We start from the raw sequence: 21,723 nt of genomic DNA, 5'->3' as shown, positions 1-21,723 counted from the left end.
CTTAAAAAGTGCAGGGGGACTTAAAGTTTTCTTTTTTCCGGTGGTTTAGAAATGATAAGAGCGTAATTAGTGGATTTAAAAGTATATTCTTTCATTTGCAGAGAATTTGCAATGGATATAGGCATGACGAATTTTGGGTAAAATATTCGTGCTGCTTCTCGTTGCCAAGAGATTTTTGAAAAAAATAATTAAAAGCTTTTTGAGAATGTCAAGAGATCAGTATTTTTGCTGAAGTTTTAACACTTCAAATACAAAGAGCAGCCGTGCAGATAATGTTACAAATGCAAGTCTGATAAATGAAAGCGGCTCTCATGATTTGATATGTTTGCGTTGAAAATGTGCGTATTTGCAAAGGAAAATTAGACGCAAGGTCACAATATAGGAGGGGATGTGAACCCAAAGATATTGTTAATAAAATATAAAACAAAGAGAGGGGTTAAATCATGAACAAGATCATTATAACAGCGCTACTGCTTTGCGTGGGACTTGTCGTTTCTGGTTGTGAAAAAACTTATAGCGTAGCAGAGTTTAAGAAAGATAAAAAATTGATGCAAGAATGGGGAAAGAAATGCGATAAAATGGGCCCCTCTGCTTTTGAAACCAAGAATTGTCAAAATGTCATGCAAGCCGATATGGAACTTTTTCAAGAGCATTATAGAAATCTTGCAAAGGAACTTCGTGAAAGTAGCAAAAAGGGGAATGAAACTGAAAAAAAGCAGGACAACAATTAAATCATAAAAAATATATTGATAGCGGTATTTTTCTTTGTACGCGATTTATCATCATAGGTTGGGAAAAATCGCGTACAGAAGTAGATTTTTAAATTTTTGAAAATGCACAATGAACCGAATGTACAATTTTAATCGGGTGCTAAATTGTGTCCTAAACTTTGTAAATTTGAAAAAAGGGGAATTTTATTGATGAATAAAGCCATTATTACAGCATTGCTGGTTTGTACTGGACTTGTCGTTTCTGGTTGTGAAAAAACTTATAGCGTAGCGGAATTTAAGAAGGATCCCAAATTACTCGAGCAATGGGCAATGAAATGCATGATATCAGGGGATTTAGATTCTCAAAATTGTAAAAACGCAGATAAAGCGTATCGTGAAGTTCATGCCCGAGATTGGCCTGGTTCAAGCTTTGTACATGATGACGAGAAAAAAACTGAAGATAAAAAGGAGGGGAATTAAATCATGAATAAAGTTATTATTACAGCATTGCTGGTTTGTACTGGACTTGTTGTTGCTGGGTGTGAAAAAAACTACAGCGTAGCGGAATTTAAGAAAGATAAAACATTACTCGAAGAGTGGGCAAAAAAATGTGAAAAGCTGGATCAATCTTCTATGGAGAAATCTAAAAATTGCCAACATGCCAGACAAGCATATATGGAACTTATGTTCGGCATTAATTAAAAACATACAGTTCAATAAATAAGGAATTGTTTAGTTATTGATTCTATTGCGTTTTTTAGGCTCTCTCTAACTTTTAGAGAGTCTTGTTATGGCTGCAAGAATTAGTCGTTTACGATCTGTACTCTTTGTGTAAACGGATGCTATACTGTCATTGTTTGGCCCAAAAGTGCTTCCAATTGTAGATAGTATTGCCTCCCAATGAGTTGTTACGTGTTACTGCTAATTTTTTAATGTTTTGGTTACATGTATTTAAAATATGAGATTAAATCTATATTTGGGGTGTTTTTTTGCCTTTATCACAAATAAATGTTTCATCACACTAAGATCGTTTTTTAGTGTTGCGGCTAATTTCGGAAAAATTGGGAGGAAACATTTGTTTGGAAATTACTTTTCTCTGTTTTATAAAGAGAAAAGCATTCTGAATGGAATTATTATCGTTTCATACTCAAATGTTTTTCTCAAACTATTTTTAAAAAATTGCTTTTGATTTGAGAATATTATAATATTCGTTAAGTTGTGAGGCCGTTTTGCTAGGACGGTTTTGCCGGATGTGTGAGGAATTGAGCGCTCTCCACATCTTTTTATTTTTCTCCTCTCTTTTCTGAGTTTGCAAGGTTTTTCCTTGTTATTTTTTTATCTTAATTGTGTCGTGATATTATCATGTTGAGCGGTGGAGCGCATATAAAACTTTACGTATGAGGTGTTTTTTGTTCTCGAGTGTGTGATGAATGTTTTTCTGAATAACACTTTGATTTATAAAAATAATTTAATTATTTTATACTGAATAAGGATCTCGAATAACGTAAGATTCTCTTATTCCAAATCTGTTCTCGGTTGAATTAATTAAAACCATTTTCTTGCATGGTACAAGCGGGGAGAGACGTGTGGATAAAAACTGTTGAAGAAAGACGTAAAAATGACTTTTATGAATTATCTCAAGTGCTCAAGGTTTGTTGGCAACATTTGGGGCTGGAAAAGTGTGTGATGCTGCTGGTTTATTCTCTCATAAGGGTAAAGATGGTGTTCAATAGATTATCATAAGCTTCATGAAATATTATCCTTTAGAATTGTGATATGCCCTGAAGGGGGGAACTTACTCAATAAGGAGACAAATTATTTACAGATCGGATCTGATAGAAAATTTCGTTTTTTAAGCTGGGAGTGAAGTTGAGATTCAAGATAGCGTGAAAAGACGGACACTGATGGTTAAAAATGCATACAAAAAGCAGAGTTTATACTCAAATAGTTGCAAGCGATGTTTGAAATTGGGTGTGTGGTTTATCTGTAGAATTAAAATTTTTCTTTGCTCTTATGTGAAATTAAGATGCTTATTTGCGCAGATTACAATAAGCCAAGAGAGTATGCTTAGTATATTTCTATTACGAGAACTAAAATAACAACAAAAGCATTGATGGTGATAATCAAGGTTGAGTAAAGCATAGCGGCTTTTACGAGATCAGCCATAAAAACCTCTTTCTGTTCTTTTTGAGGTGATTTTATGAATAACAATATGTTACAATCTGTAATATATGCTGATACAACATATTCGGCAAGCTTAAAATCGTTCCTTTTTTATAAAAGCTTAAGGAGTTGGAGTATTGTGAATCCTAAAAAAGAAAGCTTTAAAAAGACTATTGATTGATTTTGTAAGTTTTGTGTTGCTGGAAGCTTTTTTATCCTGTTATGCTATAAAGCACTGTCATTTATAACGGTAATATAAGACATATAAGTTTTCTTGGAACGTTTAAGTATTTTTTAGTGTACGATGAATATTCGTAGGTTTATTTGTTGAGGTTTTCGTTTAAGTGAATCACATGAGTGGAAGTCAAGAGAAGATCGTTTTGACAAAAATTCGGACTGCGTACAGAGCTGATTGAGTTAAGGTCTTGGTCCTTTAAGGTGAGTGGAGGAAGACAAAAAGGTTTTCTAAACGTTTATCTCATGGAAAGATTGGTTAATGCTGCTCTCATGAGGCATGGGTTGCACAAAAGTAAAGAACGCTCCAAACGAAATATACTTATGTTGTATATTAGTATATTTGTATTGCATATTTATTTACTTGTTTTAAAGAAACATCTCTCAACGCACACGACAGACATTTTACGATGATACTCGTAAATGGTATAACGGTAAATGTGAATAGTATAACAGTAAAGCTCTCGTGAAATAATATAAAATTTGAATAATATAAAAATCTATAGAATGCTATCATCTTTATACTTATGAAAGAGCAAGTCACAATCATCGTACGCTTGCTTCCAATGTTTATTATAGTTCTTGGCATTTGCTAAGGTTCATAAGAGGCATTTTTCTTTCAGCGTATTTTATCAACACATCAGGGCGTTGTTTGTGATGTGCAAGCAAGTGATTTTAATTTATTCAACATGGAATAGATTTGAAATGTGATGATTATGAAAGAGAAGAGCTGCATTTAGAAGGTTGAAAACGAGAGAAAGATTGTAACAAAAATTGCACCTTGATTATAAAATGATTGTTTCTCTGTTTCTATACTAGTAGCGCATGTAAAGTCGCGATATTAAGAGCAAACTGTGTTATGGAATGAAATAATCTATAGGAAGATGCTGTGAAAATTCTGAAAATATCAATGGGGGAGCGTTAAGCATTATGCATTGGATAATATTTTGATTTATAATGATAATCTATCGTTATTCAACTTGAATTAGAGCTCTGAATACTGGAAAATTTTTCATTCCAAATCTGTTTTGTGGTGAATTAACAAAAAACATGTCTTTTGCAGTTACAAGCAGGGAGCTCCCATGCGCAGAGAAACTATACAAGAAAGGTATGCTTTTATGAACCATCTCAAGTGTCAAGGGTATCAGAACATAAGGGGTTAGAAAAATATATGATGGTGCTGGCTTGCTTCTTTTATTAAGCGTAAAGATGAAAAGTGCTCAATGGATTTTATACATGTCATGGAAGATTTATCATTATACCATTGATGGGTCGCGGCGCGAAATAGGCTTAGGTGCACTTAAGAGATATTTCTTTAAAACAAGCGTGTGAATATGCGATTGAAGACGTATCGAACTGATTGGCTAAGAAACTCTTGAAAAGGTTCAAAAAATCTTATATAGTCGTTTATTGCAAAGAAAAGCGAATGATAATTTAAAAAAGGAAGATTGATGGCTGTTTAGCTATTTTAAGATGTCTTTTTTATATTGCTGTATGGCTGATCTGTTTAAAAGAGCATTCTTTTTGTGTTTTATGCGAAATACTGCATGTGTACAGAAAGAGCATGGGAGAGGGGGTGTCCTTTTGAATGGGTGCAAACTGATCCTGTCGGGTGCCATCTTATGGGGTGCCAGAAGGTGTACAAGTTTAAGTGCAGAGAGAGCCATAAGGTTATGGAGGGTAAAGTGCTTCTATCGGTAAAATGCTGAAATTTTTAATGGGCTTACGTCTTTATAGGCTGCGGTTTTTTGTCGGCAGGTAGTTTTGTGGCCGAAGTTCTCGTGAGAGAATTGTTGTTTTCTGTTGAAGACGTACTGGTGATAAAATAGGCAAAAATAAAATCAGTAAGGCGAAATAGACAGAGCAAATATGGAAGTGTCGATATTGCCGTAAGGTTTGAGTTTATAGCGTTTTGATGAATTAGTATAGCCATCAATGATGGTTTTGGAGCAAAGCAAGAAAAATATTTGAAGAGAATGCGTTGAAAGTTGAAGTGGTATACACTTTGAAGGATTGTCGTGCTGTTGTAGCAATGTTCGCATCACGAGCGTGGTTGAGTGTATCAGCATTGAAGAGAACCTGTTTAATCTCCCTCATTTGAAAGTAAGATTGAACAATAGTGTTGAAGGGGAAGTAAAAATGTCTGTAGTGCAATATGGTGATGATAGTTTTGCAGCAAAAGCAAAAGTTCTTGATAATAATCTTATTGATCGTGATTGGGCGATGACGAAATTTGTTGCTGCTGTTAAAGGATTAGCTCAAGTTGTTGATTATGAAAGCAATATGCTAGAGAGCAGTGGTGTTCCAGATTACGAAGAAATAAATTTATGTAAAATACGTGGTTTGCGTGATCTTAATAAATCCATGAGTGATGTGAAGCGCTACATGAATCAAGATATTGAGCATGAGGTTGAAAGTTTGTTGTCTGATTTGCAAGAAAAATTACAGCGTAATAGTGAATTACTTCAAACGCATTTAAATGCAGTTAATGATCTTTCTCGGGTTGTGCAACTATCTGGACGCGTAAAAGAAACAGAGGAATGATTCAAATCTGATTAATGTTGACTGTTCTAAGTGATGACAATGATTAGGTAGGGCAGTTGATTTGGATAAATAGTGCGTTTAGTGAGTAGAGTTGTTTTAAGCGCATTTTTGTATTTAAATTATTATCCTGATGTACTGTAAAATGCTGTTCTTAAAACAGTTTCTTTTAAGGTGTCGTGATGTGAACCACATGCTTTGGGAAACTGACTGAAAGAGAACTCAGAGAAGGCGGATTATTTACAGAAAATTGTTTGCAGACTAAGTCTGTAGGGAGCTTCATCTTTAGTTTAGGGAGGCGATCAAGGGGGTATTTAGACCAGCCTGTGCTGCCTTAAAAGCAGCTTCCTTGGGAATGTGGTAATGTAAGGTTTATACATTGAGTCTTTTGCATGCATTTAGCAGACCTAGCGGCGACTTACTCTCCCGTGCCTGAAGGCAAAGTACCATCAGCGCTGGAGCGTTTCACGGCCGAGTTCGAGATGGGATCGGGTGCGTTCACTCCGCCATAACCACCAAATCAGCAAAAAGCATGAATGATGATGAAGAGTATGTGATGAATATTGCCTATAAGCTTCATGGAGCACTGTCCTTTGAAGTGTGGTGATATGAAGCGGTTAGTTGCTGAAATCTGCATGTTTGAGACAAAGATTAAGGCGGTTTAATATTTTCTTCTGCTGTTTTTAGTTTTTGTATGCCAGATTGGAGAGAGCATCCAGATTTGAGTGGATATATTGCGTATATCTTTGTTGGCGTAATATTTGAAATGGGGCGGCAATCTCATTGGGAAAGAATAAAGGGGTAGAAATCAGCTTCCCTCTGTCCCGCCCGCCATCCTTTAATTTAGCTTTATGTCTTTCAAAAGTATCTAAAGCACTATCTGTTAAATAATGAAGATTACGTATTGTTTCACGCTTTTTTTATTGTGTTTTTTACTGGGGGCACGTCCTTCATGCACGACAAAATACTCAAAATAGAATGGATTTGTTATTCCTAATTCACGGCCTTGTTTTAAAGAGATATCTAAGCTTTCAAGTCTATTTCGTGATGGTGGTTGTGGGGCGCAACGACATCTTTGATGCAACGGCGCTTGTGAATGGTATAATAAGAAAGTCCCCATGGAAATAATATAAAATCTATAGGGCGCGACCATTTTTATGCTTAATAAAAGAGCAAGTTGATATTGTTATATTTTTCAACACTGTCATATTCTTTGTTTGATCCCAATGTTGCTACAGCCCTTGGCACTTGAAATAGTTCATTAGAGGCATTTTTAATCCTTTCTTAATAGTTTTTTATCCACAAGGCTCTTCCCCCTTGTCACTTGCAAGAGATATGGTTTTGGTTGTTTCAACCTAGAACAGGTCTAAAATGAAAGAATCTTACGATATTCTGGATTCTTCTCATTTAACATGCACAACAATTAATTGTCTTTATAAATCAATTTCTTGTCTTATGATGGAGTTGCTGTAGCATTGAGATTTTAGAGGAAAAACATGCCTTTAAGAATTTATAACAGATACTAAGTCTTTATAGTAGGTATATTAAATGCACATCATCTAAAATAAATGGAGTGTCCACAGCGAAGAAGGGGCTGACTTTTTTAAAAATCTGCATGAATGCTTATTCTGTTGTGCTGTAAAAACATCATCGCTTGAGTGTGGTGATATAAGACATAAAACTTTATGCATGGGGTGTTTTGATGAGAGAATGTTATGGTATTTAGTTTTTTATTCAATATGTAAAAGAAATATTATAGGTCAAAATCTTCTGTGATGTGATAATGATTTTTGAGAATTTTAAAAAATATATAAATTTAAATAAAAAAGCAGCACTTTGTGCTGCCCTTTTATTTAAGTTAAAATTAACTTCTGCTTTAGAAACGATAACGTATTCCGCCAGACAAATTGGTGCCAGATACACCGGCTTTTTGCAGTTTTTGCCGATAGCTGATATCGGCATTTAGTACGATATTTTGAGAAAGATATGCATTCACCCCCATGCCTCCCTCAATTGAAGAGCCGGTAGGATCAACATGAAAGGTATCAGAAATTTTTATTGTTTTACCATCACCAAAAGCTCTGATAATATTCATTTTACCATAGAAAGAAACAGCCTTGTTTTCTTCAACAGCCATTATTGTTTTTGTTAAACGTCCACCAAAACGGATCAACCATTGACGCGGATTGCCCATATCTACTTTTAAGCCATCGGCATCTGAAAAAATATCAAACATGAGATTTTGATAAATGAATTGTACTTGTGGTTCAAAGATTAAGCCTTTTGTGTCGGTTGCTAATTTCTGACCAATGGTCGCAGAGATATTAAGTATCTCAGTACCATCCAATTTTGCAGCATTTCCAACAAGAGCTGTGGTAATATTTCCCTTTAAAGCGCCGTAAGAAAAAAGTGTGTTTACATATATACCATTGCGATGCTGGATGCCGCTATAAGCGGTGAGTGACCATTTATCAAGTGTTGTCTTTTCAGAATCTTGCATCTCTTTTGGCGTAAAGGCAAGTTTTCCGTATGTTCCTAAAAGACCAAAATGTGTGCTTATATCTTTGCCTTCCAAGGCAGCTAATATAACACCCAGTTGTAAAGCAGTATAGTTTACATCAGCACCATAACCATAGTGCAGTGGATCGCGGTTGGAAGATAAGGTGGATTTCTCACTGTAAGAAGAGAAAAAGATACCATTCTTTTTATTGTCTTTTGCCTCAAATACTGTTGTTCGCATATTGTCTAACAACGTGTTTTGATTGTTTACATCAGTAAATCCAGCAGAAAATAAAGTATTAGATATGGTTAAATAGTTTGCTACCTGTGGTAAAAGGGCTCGAACTTTTTTATCCTTATCAATGTAGGCATTTTGTAAGCGGAAATCCCAGAAATCACTATTCTTCTTGCCAAAAAGATTTTGGCTTTCATGAGATGTTCTAGGCTTATAGCTTGTGAGTACATATTTATAAGGTTGTTTCCCTATTGTCATATAGTTTCCTGCTAACGTGAAGGAATTTTCGTTTGCTTGTCCGGAAACTTGAATGATTGAAATCCCATGTGTCCCTAAAGGAAGTGAAGCCATCTTCTCTTCCCAAACAGCAGAGCTATCGGTTTGGAGATTGATGTGAACAACAGTACTTCCTGAGACATCACCATTAATCACAATGCGATCAGTTTGTTGTTCCGTGATAGGAGAATGTTTATCCCATTGAGTGTTTACATAAATCTCTGCAAGACCCGCTGTACTATAAATCGCTGCTGTGTGAGTTGTTTCGTCTTCTTGCGAAAGATTAGGTCCTATAAACAGAGTTTGATAATGTCCCTCCATTGGTTTGTCAAACATAATGACACTGTCTGTAAGGTGCAATTCGGAAAGATTAGAGTATGATTTATCATAAACACCAAACTGTTTATAGTCATTTAAAATATTATCATTATTTATGGCATTTTTATTCGCCTTTAAAAGCCATTTCGTCTCCTCTTTTAGATCAAAAACTGTTCTGTTATCTTTAGAAGTTCTTACCCGACCTTCTAAAGAAGAGTGGTTTGCAACGAATATAATGGTGTTTGTGGAGGAACTTTCGTTCTTGATATTTTTTAATAAAATATCGGCATGAATTTCTGAATTTTTAAGGTTGACTTCCCCGTTTACGCCTGTTCCATAAAGGCTGATACCGCTACCATGTTCAACGAAAAGCTTTGTATTCTCTAGGGTCACTTTATTAGGAATAGCTTGTTCTTGAGCGATATTGTTATTCCTTTCAGCATTGTGTGTATATCCTTTTCTAGGGGGATAGTATTGATTATTGCGGAAAATAATACCGTCTGCTTCATAATTTCCCGTGACGTGTACGTTTGAATCCTTAAGTTTGATTGTGCCCTTCATGTTTACCAAACCAGCTGTTTCTGCTGTTGCAGTAATACCTGTAGCATCAATTTCTCCACCATCTGATACGCTTAGTGCAACAAAACGCGCATCAACTGTTCCCCCTATCATGTTGACTTTTGAATTATTTCCATCTGCATGTACAGCAAAACCATTGTCTTGAATTTTTTTGTTATGTAGCGTTATGGTCTTACCGTTTGTAGCCTCAACTCCAGAGTTTATATTCTCAACTTGTGTAGACTTTTCAAGTTGTTTTATTGGTGATATTGGTTTTTCTAGCTCTGATTTTTCAGATACTTTTTGTGCAGAGGCAGATCGCACGGGCGCTGGTTTTATAGATTTTGGCGGTACCGGTAATGCTGGTTGTCCAGTTTCTACTCTTAAAGATATTGGCTGTGCGCGTTCTGGTTCTTTAGGCGTTGGCGATAGCTCTGTTGTTAGTCTTGTAGCTTCCGTGCTTGTAGGTTCTGACTGTGAGGATACAGCAGAATTTTCGGGCGTTTTTTTTCTGGAAGAGTTTGTAGAAGAGGATGGCGCCCCTGAACGTCTTCTAGATTTTGCTTCCATTCCTGTCGTTGAAGCTGTTCCTATCGCTGAAGATTGTGTAATAGTGTCTTGTGTGGCTGTAGGGGTAGATTGTACATCTTCTGTATTTCCTTCAAGTTGTGTTTTTGGAGGTAGAGTGCTCGTGGAAGTAGGCGTTGTAGATTCACTCCCTGTAGGAGAAGAGCTTCTGGTCGTTCTTGTAGACCTAGATGTTGAAGGTGGATACGAAGATGATGCATTTGAATAGGGATTAGAAGTTCTGGATGCACCTATTTGATGAGTGGGTTGCAGAGAAGAGAGAGCTATCGTAGGTTGTGTATTCGTATCATGAAGAGCATTAGACAAGCTGGTGGAAGAACAAAACAGAACTCCAGAAACTGTGTATAGTAAAAAACTTTTTTTCATATGGATGTATTCCTAAATGTTTCCCCTCTCTTAATAGAAGATAAAACCTTGGCCTCATTATGTTTATTTTGTAAGAGACAAAACGAAACATAATGAGAGCACGTTATATTTCAAGATAGGAATATAAGTATTTTTAAAAGTGATAGCGCATTCCAGCGGAAATATTTATTGCAGAGATGCCATCTTTTTTGAGTTTATGTTGATAGCTGAGATCACTATGAAGCTCGATATTTTGCGATAAGTGCGCCTGAATACCAAAACCACCTTCGATTAAAGATTCCATAGCAGCAAACGGAAAGTTTTCACTAAAAGTGTTGATCATGTTCAGTTTGCCGTAGAAGGAAAGGGCATGGCCTTTGTTTTGTGTCAAACGTCCACCAATACGGATCAACCATTGATGAGGTTTGCTTATGTCTATTTTAGAGTTATCGCCATCTGATTTAGAGTTATCGTCATCTGAGAAAGAACTCCTATCTGATAAAGAACCAAGCATGAGACGTTGATACACAAGTTGTGCTTGCGGTTCTAGGATTACACCTTCCAAACTGGTTGACAGTTTTTGACCAATAGTTGCCGCGGCTCCTAATGTTTTACTATTCTTCACTTTTGAGGTATGTTTGATGAGAGCTGTGGCGTTATCTTCTTTGAAAATTCCATAAGAGAGAAATGCACTTGCATAGATGCCACTGTCATGCTGAATATTTCCATATGCGGTGAGTGACCATTTATCAAACATATTTTTTTGAAAGCTCTCCTTGTTTTTAGGAGTAAAAGATAATTTTCCGTATGTTCCGAAAAGGCCAAAGTTGCTGCTGATATTTTTATCTTTTAGCGCTATTAATGTTGCTCCTGCTTGCAATGCAGCATAGCGAATATCTGCTTGGACACCATCTTGTTCTGCTTGAACCTTGGAAGAAAACGTGCTCTTATTGCCATAAGAGGATAAGAAAACGCTTCTTTCTGGATGATCTTTGGGTTCAAACATTGTTATTTGCATATTGTCTAACAAGATATTTTGATTGTTGACATCACTAAACCCAACAGCAAACATCGCGATAGGCATGACTAAAGAGCTTTCTTCTTGTGGTGTAAGAATTGTTCTTTTTGCTGTCCCTTCAAGAGAAGTAGAAGCTGCGGTTGCTTTATCATCATCTGTAAGTTTAGAGGTGCTCTCTGTAGCCGCGGTAGCGGTATTTCCAACCTTTGGGAGCAAATTCATATGCGCTTTTTCGGATGTAAGAGTCGTTTTTGATTCCGAGGAAGTGGTGTTCGTTTTATGATCAATATCAGATTGCGAATTTTCATTTATTTTAGGCTGTCTCATTCCATGATCTGTTCTTGTGAATGAATTGTCCTTTGAATTATCCTTGTGTTGGGCAGCAACATGAGCGGGTGGTAATTTATCACTAGAGCGTCTTTGTCTTGTACTGGAGACAATAAGAGGTTGTTTATTCTCTTCAGATGAAGGAGAGGTTATATCTCCTTTTCTCTCCACGTTGGTTATTCCATCGGTGTTCAAAGTCTCTAATACCGCTTTGCGTACAGTATTGGAAAGTTCCTTGTTGTGTTCTTGTAATGCACTATCCACTTGTGCTGCTTTATGTAATATTTCTGCTTTATTTTGCAGTTCAGACCAATTGCGATTGTCTTGGCTCACCCATTGTTGGAGTGCTTCATTAACACGCTGTTGGTTATCAGCATCAAGGATTGCTGCTGCTTTTGCGGCATCAGAAAGTGCTTTCTCATAGCCACGTGATAAATTCTCTGCTTTTATCAACCTGTTTTGACGTAATTGATCAAGCTGCGCATTGGCTTGTAGCATGTGTTGCATATCTTTATGGTGTTTGTTTGCCATGGCTTGGGTACGTGTATTATCCATTTCACGTTTCACCACGTTCATATGTGCGCCAGAGCCATAACGACTTGCACCTGCAAAAGAGTTGTTAATCGTATCTCTTACACGATCCATATGATTTTCAAGTGCTTGGTTGAAGTGCACATTATTTTGCATCATGGCGCCAGAGGCTATCTTCTCAAGATTTTTTTCTGCTTGTGTTGGTGTGCTTATTGAATCAATGGCATGGCGTGTTTGGTGGCTTAGACCAGAGGCGGTGCTGGTAGATGTGAAATTAAAAGAAGAAAAAAATAAAGCACAAGCGGCTGTACATAACAAAAGATTCTTATGCATAGAGATGTTCCTTAAGATATTTTCTTTGTTTTGCTAAAAATGAACCACTTTTTGACACATTGCGTTTTTTTGTAATGTAGCAAAATATAAGCAGCACTGTTTTCATCTCAGGCTGCTTATGTGTCAAATAGAGAGCTAAGATTTCTAAAAGCGATAACGCATTCCACCGGAAAAATTAATTCCAGAGAACCCAGCTTTTTGAAGTTTATGTTGGTAATTAACGTCAGCATGAAGTGCGATATTTTTAGAAAGCTGCGCGTTAATGCCAAGCCCACCTTCAAGGGAAGAGCCCATAGAATCGAGATGGAAAGATTCCATAACATCGATAGTGCGCTTCTCACCAAAAGCTTTGATGACATTCAATTTACCATAAAAAGAAAGAATATGATCTTTTTCAATGGGAAGCCTTGTTTTTATCAAACGCCCTCCAATACGGACCAACCATTGATGAGGGGGCTTTATATTAACTTGGAAGCCATCAATATCTGAAAGAGTGCCAAAGGCAATATGTTGATAAATAAGTTGTGCTTGTGGTTCAAAGGATACCCCTTCAACACCAGTTGCTAGTTTTTGTCCAACGGTAGCTGATATATTTAATGTATTCGTATTGTTTAATTCTGTAGTGTTGCCGATAAGGGCTGTTGTAATATGTCCGTTTAAAATGCCGTAAGAGAAAAGTGCATTAACATAGAAACCATTGTCATGGTGGAGGTTCCCATAGGCCGTAAAGGACCATTTATCCAGTATGCTTTTGTCAGAACCTTCCATGTCCTTTGGCGTAAAAGCGAGCTTTCCATATGTGCCTAAAAGACCAAGATTCGCGGTTATATTTTGATTTTCTAACGTTGTTAATGTCATGCCTGCTTGTATAGCAGTATAGTGAACATTAGCACCATAACCATATTCCAATGGACTACGGCTGGAAGATAACGTCATCTTGTTGCCATAAGTCGATAAAAATATCCCTTGCTGTTTATGACCATCTAATCCAAAAACTGTTGAGTGCATATTATCTAACAGTGTATTTTGATTGTTTATATCAGCCAAGCCAGAGGAGAATATTGCATTATGCATAACCAAATAGCTTGCCATTTGAGGAACAAGAGCTTTGATTTTTCCTTCATCATCAAGAGTCGCATTTTGTAGACGGAAATCCCAAAACTCTTCACTTTCTTGCAAGAGACTTTGCTGTTTGTCAGCTTTTCCATGGCTGGATGTTGGTCCATAGCCATTTAATACATATTTATAGGGCAATCCATCCATTGTAGTGTAGCCATTTGCCAGCGTGAAGGCGGTTTCTTCTGCTTTTCCAGACACTTGAATAAGTGAGAGACCACGCGTGTTCAAAGGAATTGAATCTTCATCATCATCGAATGGTTCTGCACATTTTGAAAGATTGTTGAAATAGATCGTTGTGGTGCCTGAGACATCACCATGAACGAGAACACGGTCAGTTTTTTGTTGTTCTTTTATAAGACCATTACTCCATTCGGTATTAAAGTAAATCCTTGCGTTGCCCAATGCATTGTAAACCATTGTTGCATCGGAGCTTCTGTTTTGCTCTGATTTCGCAACTTCAGCTGTTGGCTGTTTTCCCACATGCAAGGTTTGATACTGATTGTCTGCTAGTTTATGCGGCGCCTTAAATATAATAGAGCTATTATTAAGGTTCAATACTGAGACAATAGATTGTGCACGTTGTTTAATATCAGTGAGCAAGTATCCTTTAGAGCTGTCAAACTCTTTGTCTACTTCAAATTGACTAATCTTTAGGGACCATTTGCTGTTATTGTTGAGAGTAAAAATCGTTGTATTTTGAGGGAAAGTCTTTGCTCGTCCTTCTATAATCGAATTGTCAGCGCTTAATATAAAAGTGCGAGGATCGATATCTTTAGAGTTTTCTGGGATTTTATTTTTTAATAATATATCAGAACGAATTTCTGAACTTTTAAGTTCTACCTCAGCAACAGATTTTGCATAATCTGGTCCTAGAATACCAATACCATTTTCAACAAGAAGTTTTGTGTTGGTAAGAATTGCTTTATTGATAACTTTTTCACCCTCTTTTACTTGGGAACTCGAGATGTAATCGAAAAGAATACCGCGACTTTTGTGATGTCCAGAAACATTTATGATTGAATCTTCAATATGAATGATGCCGTTTGAAATTTCTAAACCACGAGAATCTGATTTTCCTACAGTTTTTTTAGCATGAATACGTCCACCTGTTGTTGCGGTAAATAAATTTGAATCCGAACGCATTGTTGAATTTGTAATGGTGATAAAGGCTTTGTCATCAGCAACCACTGTTGTATATGTGCCGCGGATAAAAACGTTATTAAAAGTCTTTTCTTCTCCTGCTTTATCCGCACGAGCCATAATCATTGTGGGAGCCGATGTGTTTGCATAAGTTGAACCGAAATGAGAAAAAATCAAAGTTCCAGCAATTGTACATAACAAAAAATTTTTCTTATAAATATATTTCTTACACATAGATATGCCTTTAGTATTTGGTATGCTTTGATGCTTACTTCATTCCCCTGATGGCGCAAGTACCCAGACAGCTTCTATATCATTATGTTTTTATTGTAAACAACAAAACGAAATATTGTGTCGTGTTCTTTATCGTTAAAAAAATGATTTTAGAAGAGCTTTTAAAATAAAAATTGCAGTTAGAAACTATGAATTGCAGAAAAGCTAGATTGATAAGTATTCCGTTTAAAAGTGTTAAGAAACAAAATATTTTGCAAGAATGTTGATTGCTTAAGGCTGTTGTTATGGAAACTCTACAAAGTTTTTGGAGAAGCTGTTGTTGTGCGCTTACAAAAAGCTTTTAATTGATTTTCTTACACAGATAAGTATTCATTACGTGTTTTATAATACAAAAAATTTTATTAAAAGCATTTGATTTTTATAAATCAAAAAGGCAGTTCTCTTGAGGATTCAGTATTCATTTAGAGATAACAGATTTTATTACAGTTGGTATGAGTGAGATTAATTGGCTCAAGAAAGGTGGTAGAAAGAATAGTTGTTGACGGTTCTTTCCGATAGATTGTAAAAAAGGCAGCACATTTGCACTGCCTTTTATTAAAATGAATAGACTATAAATTGTTTTTTTCTTTTTCTTAAAACTGATAGCGTATTCCGCCTGAAAAGCTTGCTCCAGATATACCAGTTTTTTGAAGCTTATGTTGGTAGTTAACATCAGCATGAAGGGCGATATTTTGTGACAATTGTGCATTTACACCAAGTCCACCTTCAACAGACACTCCCATAGAATCAAGGTGGAATGGTTCACCAATCTGTATCGTACCATTGTTAGAAAAAGCTTTAACAATATTCAATTTACCAGAGAAAGAAAGAATACCGCCGTTTTCAATAGAAAGCTTCGTTTGCGTTAAGCGCCCACCAAAACGCACTAACCATTGATGAGGATTTCCCATATCCACATCAAAGCCATCGACATCTGAGAGTGTGCCAAGCATGAGACGTTGATAAACAAGTTGTGCTTGTGGTTCAATGACCAATCCTTTCCTACTGGTTTCGAATTTTTGTCCAATAGTTGCCGATGCACTGAATGTATCAGCATTTTTCAATTCTGTAGTCTTTCCTATGAGAGCTGTGGTGATATCTCCCTTGAGCATTCCATAGGAGAAGAGTGCATGGATGTATATCCCATTATTATGGCGCAGCCCACTATATGCAGCAATTGACCATTTATTGAGTGTACTCTTGTCAGCTCCTTCCATGTCTTTTGGGGTGAAAGCTAATTTCCCATATGTCCCCAAAAGACCAAAATTGGTGGTCATGTTTTGATCTTCTAGAGCTGCTAATGTAATGCCTGCCTGTAAAGCTGCATAGTGAATATCGGCACCATAGCCATATTGTAATGGTGTACGGTGAGAGGATAATGTCATCTTATTGCCATAAGTCGAGAAGAAGACTCCTTTGTTTTTATGATCTTTTGTTTCAAAGGTGTTTTCCTGCATCGAGTTTAGTAAAATATTTTGATTATTTACATCAGCCAGTCCCGCTGAGAATAGTGCGTTAGGCATGGACAAATAGCTTGCCACTTGAGGAACAAGGGCTCTGATCTTGCCTTCATCATCGAGAGTCGCGTTTTGCAAGCGAAAATCCCAGAAATTCTGATTTTTTTCCAAGATGTTTTGTGCGTTGTTTGCTTGTCCAAGGGATGATGAACCGGTATTTTGCGCTTCTTTCTCTTTTGGTGAAACGCCTTCAATCATTTTTCCGGATATTGTGTAGATTGTGTAGTCTTTGAGGGTATTTTCTTTTGATTCTTGTGATATTCCGCTAAAACGACTTTGTGTGCTATCGGCTATCCCATGGCTGGATGTTGGACCATAGGCTTTGAGTATATATTTATAGGGCAAGCCCCCCATTGTGGTGTAGCCATGTGCAAGTTTGAAGGAATCTTCATTTGCATTTCCAGAAACTTGAATGAGTGAAAGACCACGCATATTCGAGGAAACAGAATCTTCAGCTTTTAATATCTCACCTTTCGCAAGGTTCTTGATATGGACTGTTGTGCTGCCTGATACATCACCATGAATAAGAAGACGATCAGCTTTTTGCTGTTCTTTTGCTAGACCATCACTCCATTCAATATTAAAATAAATCTTTGCATTGCCCGTGGCATTGTAAACTGTACTGTAAGTACTTTCTATATCGGGGATTGTACTTCCCTCAGGTCTACGAACCTCAGCTGTTCGCCCTACAGACAAGGTATGATAATGATCTTTTTCCCGCCCTTGCGGTATCTTAAATATGATAGAACTATTATTAAGATTCAGTACTGAAACGGTAGAAAGGGCTCGTTGTTTAATATCACTGAGCTCATAGTTAAACGCATTAAAGTCAGTATCGACTTCCTCTTGAGAGGTCTTTAAGTACCATTTACTCTTGTTATTCAGAGTCAAAACCGTTGTATTGACTTTTAAAGTTCTTGCTCGTCCCTCTATTGTTGAATTATCAGCGGTTAATGCTAAAGTTACAGGAAGAGTATCGTTGTCATAATATTTACGTTTTGTTTTATTTCTCAATAATACGTCAGATCGAATTTCTGAGTCTTTAAGTTGAACTTCAACAACAGCTTTTGAGCAGTAGGGACCAAGGATACCGGTACCGTTTTTCACAAGAAGTTTTGTATTGCTAAGAACAACCTTATTGACAACTTTTTCTCCATTTTTTAAAGAGCGATCTTTTGTTTCATAAAAAACGATACCACCGGCACCTCCTCGTTGGACGGTTATGGTTGAATCTTCAACGTTGATTGTACCATTCTTTGTTTCTAAACCTTTGTACACTGTATTTGCTTCAATTTCTTTAGCATGAATGCGTCCACCTGTTGATACAGAAAGTGCAGACATTTCCGTGTGTATTGTTGATTTTACAATTGTGATAGCTGCTTTATCATGCGCTAATATTCCAGGTCCTTTATCACGGACAAGAACATTATTAAAAGTCTTCTCTTCTCCCTTATTTAATTCAATCTTCCCCAAAATTGCAGGAGTTTCAGGAGCCGATGTGTTTGCATAAGTTGAACCGAAATGAGAAAAAATCAAAGTTCCAGCAATTGTACATAACAAAAAATTTTTCTTATAAATATATTTCTTACACATAGATATGCCTTTAGTATTTGGTATGCTTTGATGCTTACTTCATTCCCCTGATGGCGCAAGTACCCAAACAGCTTCTATATCATTATGTTTTTATTGTAAATAACAAAACGAATTATATTGGTGGTCTACTCTATGATTTGAAGTTTTGCTTTAGAAAAACTTTTTTCATGATCATAAAAAGTCGAGAAAAGTGGATTTCATAAAACCTAGCTTGGTTAAGCTTATGCTAAAAGCACTATGAAGTATGATATTTAAAAATTGTCTATTAAAGATAATCGCTATAAAAGCTCTATAGCGTTGAGATGTATTATTTGATGCACTAACCAAAACGATCAGCAAATTTTCTCTGCTATAAGAAGAAGAGATGAGGGGGCTATTCACAGGCTTTCTTTAAAGAGGCTAAGGGTACCAAAGTCCATTTTTCTAAGGCAGCACCATCCATTTCGCGGCGGCGGCCCGTGAAGGGTATAACGCTAAAGCTATAGAGTCCCATCATCTTTACGCTTACGAAGGAGCAAGCCGATACCTTTACGCTTAATAAAAGAGCAAGCCCATCGCACTTTGCTAGCTCTCAATGTTTATGACAAGCTCTTGACACTTGAGGCGGTTCATGAGAAGAATTTTTAGGTTTTTCTTATATAACTTTGCTTCACACGCCAGCCCCGCTTGTAACGTGCAAGTGAATGATTTTGATTAGTTCAACATGGAACAGATTTTAAATGAGAGAAATTTACGATATTCAAGATTTTAATTCAATAGGAATAACGCTAAATTATGATTATAAATCAATATTTTGAATATTCAATTTAAAACATCTTTTATAGATACAAAAAGAACTTTATTGAGTTATTTCATTTTATAAATGAAAAAATTAGCTTTCTTGAGCATTTTTGTATATGAAAGATAAAGCGCTTGTTGTTAGATTTTCTTTTCATGCATTAATTTTCTCAAAACTGTTTGTTTAGAAGAACAAGCAATGGAAGTATAAATAAATCTTTATAGATAGCGACAACACATCGTAAAGAAAGAATTTATTTTATTGCTATAATAGGTTGTAAATAACAAAAAAATACAGTCCGTTTTTTTGTTAATAGTAAACGGATTAATATGCTTATTTTTTTATAATTTTATATTAAAATTGGTAGCGTATTCTATCAGAAAAACTTGTCTCGGCTACACGTCTTTTAAAAATTTTTTGATAGTTTACATCAATATAGAGAGTTAAATTGTGAGATAATTGTGTATTGTGCTAAACGCACCTTTAACGGCAGAATCTATCGGATTAAGATAAAAATGAATACCAATCTGTTTAGTATCATCAATATCAAAGTTTTTTAAGGAAGTTCACTTTCTCATATAAGGATGGGGTATGATCTTCTACGCTTCTAACAATAGTTTTTGTTAGATACCTACTTATCCGGATTAACTGGGAAGGCTGTCTGATTTAGTTTTAAGATTATCAATATGTTAAAAGGCGTTAAAAATCAATTCCTTAGTACACAAATTATGTTTGTGGTTCAAAAGGTTAGTTCTCTGATGATTTTTTGCAAATTTTTGACAAATGATTGTTGAGGCAATTAACATTTTTACAGCATAACTTTAATAGTATTTTTTTATAGAAGTTTTAGAGATATTTGCTGGCCAGATATCATAAGGGAAGAGTGTAGCCATATGAAAACACTATTATGCTCTGTTATGTTGTAGCTATAATTGATGATTTATCCGGTATGCTTTTTTTGCATTTTCTATATCCTTTGGAGTGAATGAGAGTGGCTGTAGGTTCCTATCTATTTCAAATGTGCAGTGGTTAACTTTTCATTTTTCTAATATCATCTTTGCTTGGATAGCTCCATGGGGCATATTAGCACCATATCTACCTTCAAAGAGGAGCATAATCAAACGGTAGAGTTTCTGTACTTCCATAAGTGAAAAAGCAAGAAATCTTCTATTTTTTAAGATTTATTCTTAATGCTGTTATCTTTATATTATCTAAAAATACACTTTGCTTAGCTTTATGGGCAAATTCGATGATAAATAGCTGCGCAATCCGTGTGAAGAGGAGGAAAAGCGTATTTAAGTAGAAAATAAAACACTTCAGGAAAAAATGGATTTCATGTACGAAAAGGCTGCATAACTTTGTGACATATTCTAGATAAAAATACCTGATCTTTTATCTTGATAAAAATGGTATAATATGCTGATTTATAATGATAATTTAGCGTTACTTTCATTGCGTTAGAGTTCTGAATAACGTAAGATTCTCTCATTTTAAACCTGTTTGTCTTAAATCAAGAAAAACCATTCTCTTGCACACCACAAGCGGGTCTGGCGTGTGGGTAAAAAATGTATAAGAAAGGACTAAAAATGGCTCTTATGAATCGTCTCAAGAGCCAAGGGCTTTAGCAATACCCACGAGCTGGAAAATATAATGATGGTGCCGGCTTTCTCCTTTACAAACGTAAAGATGGTGGTACTCAATGGTTTTACCGTTATATCTTTCACGGGGGGCGCTGTTGCTAAATGGACTTGGGTGCTTTGAGAGATGTCTCTTTAAAACAAGCTCGTGAATTGGCAACTGGGTGGCGTGCTGTTTTACGTGAGGGGCGTGCCCCCATTAAAGAACGTGAGAAACGAAAACGTGAGGCAATGCGTAATCTCCATTACTTAAAAGACATTGCCTTAGATGCTTTTGAAAGTTGTAAAGCTGAATTAAAAAATGATGGAGATGGAAACTGTTTTCACCTTTAAAACTCCATATTCTCCTCAAATTAGGCTGTCTGTCTATTTCAGAGATTACACAAACAGAAATAGGCAATACCCTCGCTCCCATCTGTCATACAAAAGCTGGAGCTGCTAATACAGTACTGATGCGTCTCAAGCTTTGTTTTAAACATGCCGCGGCGTTGGGCGTGGATGTTGATTTTACAGGCAGTAGAAAAAGCAAGGGCTCTCTTAAGGAGGGATAGTGTAGTGTTATTAGGATTTATAAAGCGAAAAGGCAGCATATTGTGGCTGCCTTTTTTGTTAATGCATAGAAAAGAAATACGCTGTTTTGACAGTTTTGTTTTAAAACTGATAGCGTATGCCACCTGAAAAGCTTGCACCACTTATACCAGTTTTTTGAAGCTTTTGTTGATAACTTACATCACCATGAAGGGAGAAATTGTGAGACAGTTGTGCACTAATGCCAACGCCGCCTTCAATTGCAGGTCCCATAGGATCAAGGTCAAAGTTTCTGCCAATCTGGATGGTACCATTATCACCAAAGGTTTTGATCAAGTTTACTTTTCCATAGAAAGACATAGGACGGTTGTTTTCAGTGGAAATGGTTTTTGTCAAACGTCCACCAACACGGATCAACCATTGAGAAGGATTTTTCATATCAACGGTAAAATTATCAGCATC

The 21,723-nt window shown here is 36.3% G+C and carries 11 protein-coding genes, 1 rRNA gene and 1 pseudogene; 6 read left to right on the top strand and 7 right to left on the bottom strand.

Annotated elements, in window-relative coordinates; genetic code table 11:
• Positions 1-443: 443 nt before the first annotated feature.
• The 4 genes from ACFIJJ_RS06080 to ACFIJJ_RS06065 all read left to right on the top strand — a co-directional run bounded on the left by ACFIJJ_RS06080 (position 444) and on the right by ACFIJJ_RS06065 (position 5,651).
• Positions 444-731: an EexN family lipoprotein gene (locus ACFIJJ_RS06080; protein WP_375621541.1), complete on the top strand. Its 288-nt coding sequence runs from the start codon at positions 444-446 to the stop codon at positions 729-731.
• Positions 732-920: 189 nt separating this feature from the next.
• Positions 921-1,190, top strand: coding sequence for an EexN family lipoprotein (locus ACFIJJ_RS06075; protein WP_375623754.1), 270 nt, complete (start codon positions 921-923; stop codon positions 1,188-1,190).
• 3 nt (positions 1,191-1,193) lie between these two features.
• Positions 1,194-1,412, top strand: a complete 219-nt coding sequence (locus tag ACFIJJ_RS06070) for an EexN family lipoprotein (protein WP_375614687.1) — start codon at positions 1,194-1,196, stop codon at positions 1,410-1,412.
• Positions 1,413-5,246: 3,834 nt separating this feature from the next.
• Positions 5,247-5,651, top strand: coding sequence for a flagellar protein FlgN (locus ACFIJJ_RS06065; protein WP_375623995.1), 405 nt, complete (start codon positions 5,247-5,249; stop codon positions 5,649-5,651).
• Between the two features lie 402 nt (positions 5,652-6,053).
• On the opposite strand, the gene rrf is transcribed toward ACFIJJ_RS06065, so the two are convergent.
• A 5S ribosomal RNA gene (gene rrf / locus ACFIJJ_RS06060) occupies positions 6,054-6,168 on the bottom strand.
• Positions 6,169-7,524: 1,356 nt separating this feature from the next.
• Positions 7,525-9,648 carry an autotransporter outer membrane beta-barrel domain-containing protein gene (locus ACFIJJ_RS06055; protein WP_375646336.1) on the bottom strand — a complete coding sequence of 708 codons (2,124 nt, stop codon included), beginning with the start codon at positions 9,646-9,648 and terminating at the stop codon, positions 7,525-7,527.
• A 73-nt stretch (positions 9,649-9,721) separates the two neighbouring features.
• Between ACFIJJ_RS06055 and ACFIJJ_RS06050 the strand changes: the two genes are divergently transcribed.
• Entirely contained in the window at positions 9,722-10,330 is a 609-nt protein-coding gene (locus tag ACFIJJ_RS06050; protein WP_375646335.1) for a hypothetical protein, read from the top strand.
• Positions 10,331-10,621: 291 nt separating this feature from the next.
• Here ACFIJJ_RS06050 and ACFIJJ_RS06045 read toward each other — a convergent pair whose 3' ends face one another.
• From ACFIJJ_RS06045 to ACFIJJ_RS06030, 4 genes are all read right to left on the bottom strand, one after another.
• Positions 10,622-12,676, bottom strand: a complete 2,055-nt coding sequence (locus ACFIJJ_RS06045) for an autotransporter outer membrane beta-barrel domain-containing protein (protein WP_375646334.1) — start codon at positions 12,674-12,676, stop codon at positions 10,622-10,624.
• Between the two features lie 144 nt (positions 12,677-12,820).
• Positions 12,821-15,169: an autotransporter outer membrane beta-barrel domain-containing protein gene (locus ACFIJJ_RS06040; protein WP_375623987.1), complete on the bottom strand. Its 2,349-nt coding sequence runs from the start codon at positions 15,167-15,169 to the stop codon at positions 12,821-12,823.
• A 632-nt stretch (positions 15,170-15,801) separates the two neighbouring features.
• Positions 15,802-18,318, bottom strand: a complete 2,517-nt coding sequence (locus ACFIJJ_RS06035) for an autotransporter outer membrane beta-barrel domain-containing protein (RefSeq protein ID WP_375646332.1) — start codon at positions 18,316-18,318, stop codon at positions 15,802-15,804.
• Positions 18,319-18,691: 373 nt separating this feature from the next.
• Complete coding sequence (locus tag ACFIJJ_RS06030; protein WP_375646331.1) at positions 18,692-18,814, bottom strand: hypothetical protein; 123 nt, start codon at positions 18,812-18,814, stop codon at positions 18,692-18,694.
• A 1,868-nt stretch (positions 18,815-20,682) separates the two neighbouring features.
• On the opposite strand from ACFIJJ_RS06030, the pseudogene ACFIJJ_RS06025 reads away from it, so the two are divergent.
• Positions 20,683-21,273, top strand: a pseudogene (locus ACFIJJ_RS06025) (integrase arm-type DNA-binding domain-containing protein); the annotation flags it as partial.
• 111 nt (positions 21,274-21,384) lie between these two features.
• Here the strand turns inward: ACFIJJ_RS06025 and ACFIJJ_RS06020 are convergent.
• On the bottom strand, positions 21,385-21,723 hold a 339-nt coding region (locus ACFIJJ_RS06020; RefSeq protein ID WP_375623983.1), incomplete at its 5' end, for an autotransporter outer membrane beta-barrel domain-containing protein.

Origin of the sequence: Bartonella sp. TT29SHDZB (assembly GCF_042193395.1) — a bacterium.
Classification (GTDB): domain Bacteria; phylum Pseudomonadota; class Alphaproteobacteria; order Rhizobiales; family Rhizobiaceae; genus Bartonella.
Note: the sequence above shows the minus strand (reverse complement) of the source record. Positions and strands in the feature narration are given on the sequence as shown.

Bases quoted from the DNA above. Each gene is read 5' to 3' on its own strand.
- ACFIJJ_RS06080 (WP_375621541.1), top strand. From the start codon at position 444: ATGAACAAGATCATTATAACAGCGCTACTGCTTTGCGTGGGACTTGTC.
- ACFIJJ_RS06075 (WP_375623754.1), top strand. From the start codon at position 921: ATGAATAAAGCCATTATTACAGCATTGCTGGTTTGTACTGGACTTGTC.
- ACFIJJ_RS06070 (WP_375614687.1), top strand. From the start codon at position 1,194: ATGAATAAAGTTATTATTACAGCATTGCTGGTTTGTACTGGACTTGTT.
- ACFIJJ_RS06065 (WP_375623995.1), top strand. From the start codon at position 5,247: ATGTCTGTAGTGCAATATGGTGATGATAGTTTTGCAGCAAAAGCAAAA.
- ACFIJJ_RS06055 (WP_375646336.1), bottom strand. From the start codon at position 9,648: ATGATAGGGGGAACAGTTGATGCGCGTTTTGTTGCACTAAGCGTATCA.
- ACFIJJ_RS06050 (WP_375646335.1), top strand. From the start codon at position 9,722: ATGGTCTTACCGTTTGTAGCCTCAACTCCAGAGTTTATATTCTCAACT.
- ACFIJJ_RS06045 (WP_375646334.1), bottom strand. From the start codon at position 12,676: ATGCATAAGAATCTTTTGTTATGTACAGCCGCTTGTGCTTTATTTTTT.
- ACFIJJ_RS06040 (WP_375623987.1), bottom strand. From the start codon at position 15,169: ATGTGTAAGAAATATATTTATAAGAAAAATTTTTTGTTATGTACAATT.
- ACFIJJ_RS06035 (WP_375646332.1), bottom strand. From the start codon at position 18,318: ATGTGTAAGAAATATATTTATAAGAAAAATTTTTTGTTATGTACAATT.
- ACFIJJ_RS06030 (WP_375646331.1), bottom strand. From the start codon at position 18,814: ATGATGGGACTCTATAGCTTTAGCGTTATACCCTTCACGGGCCGCCGC.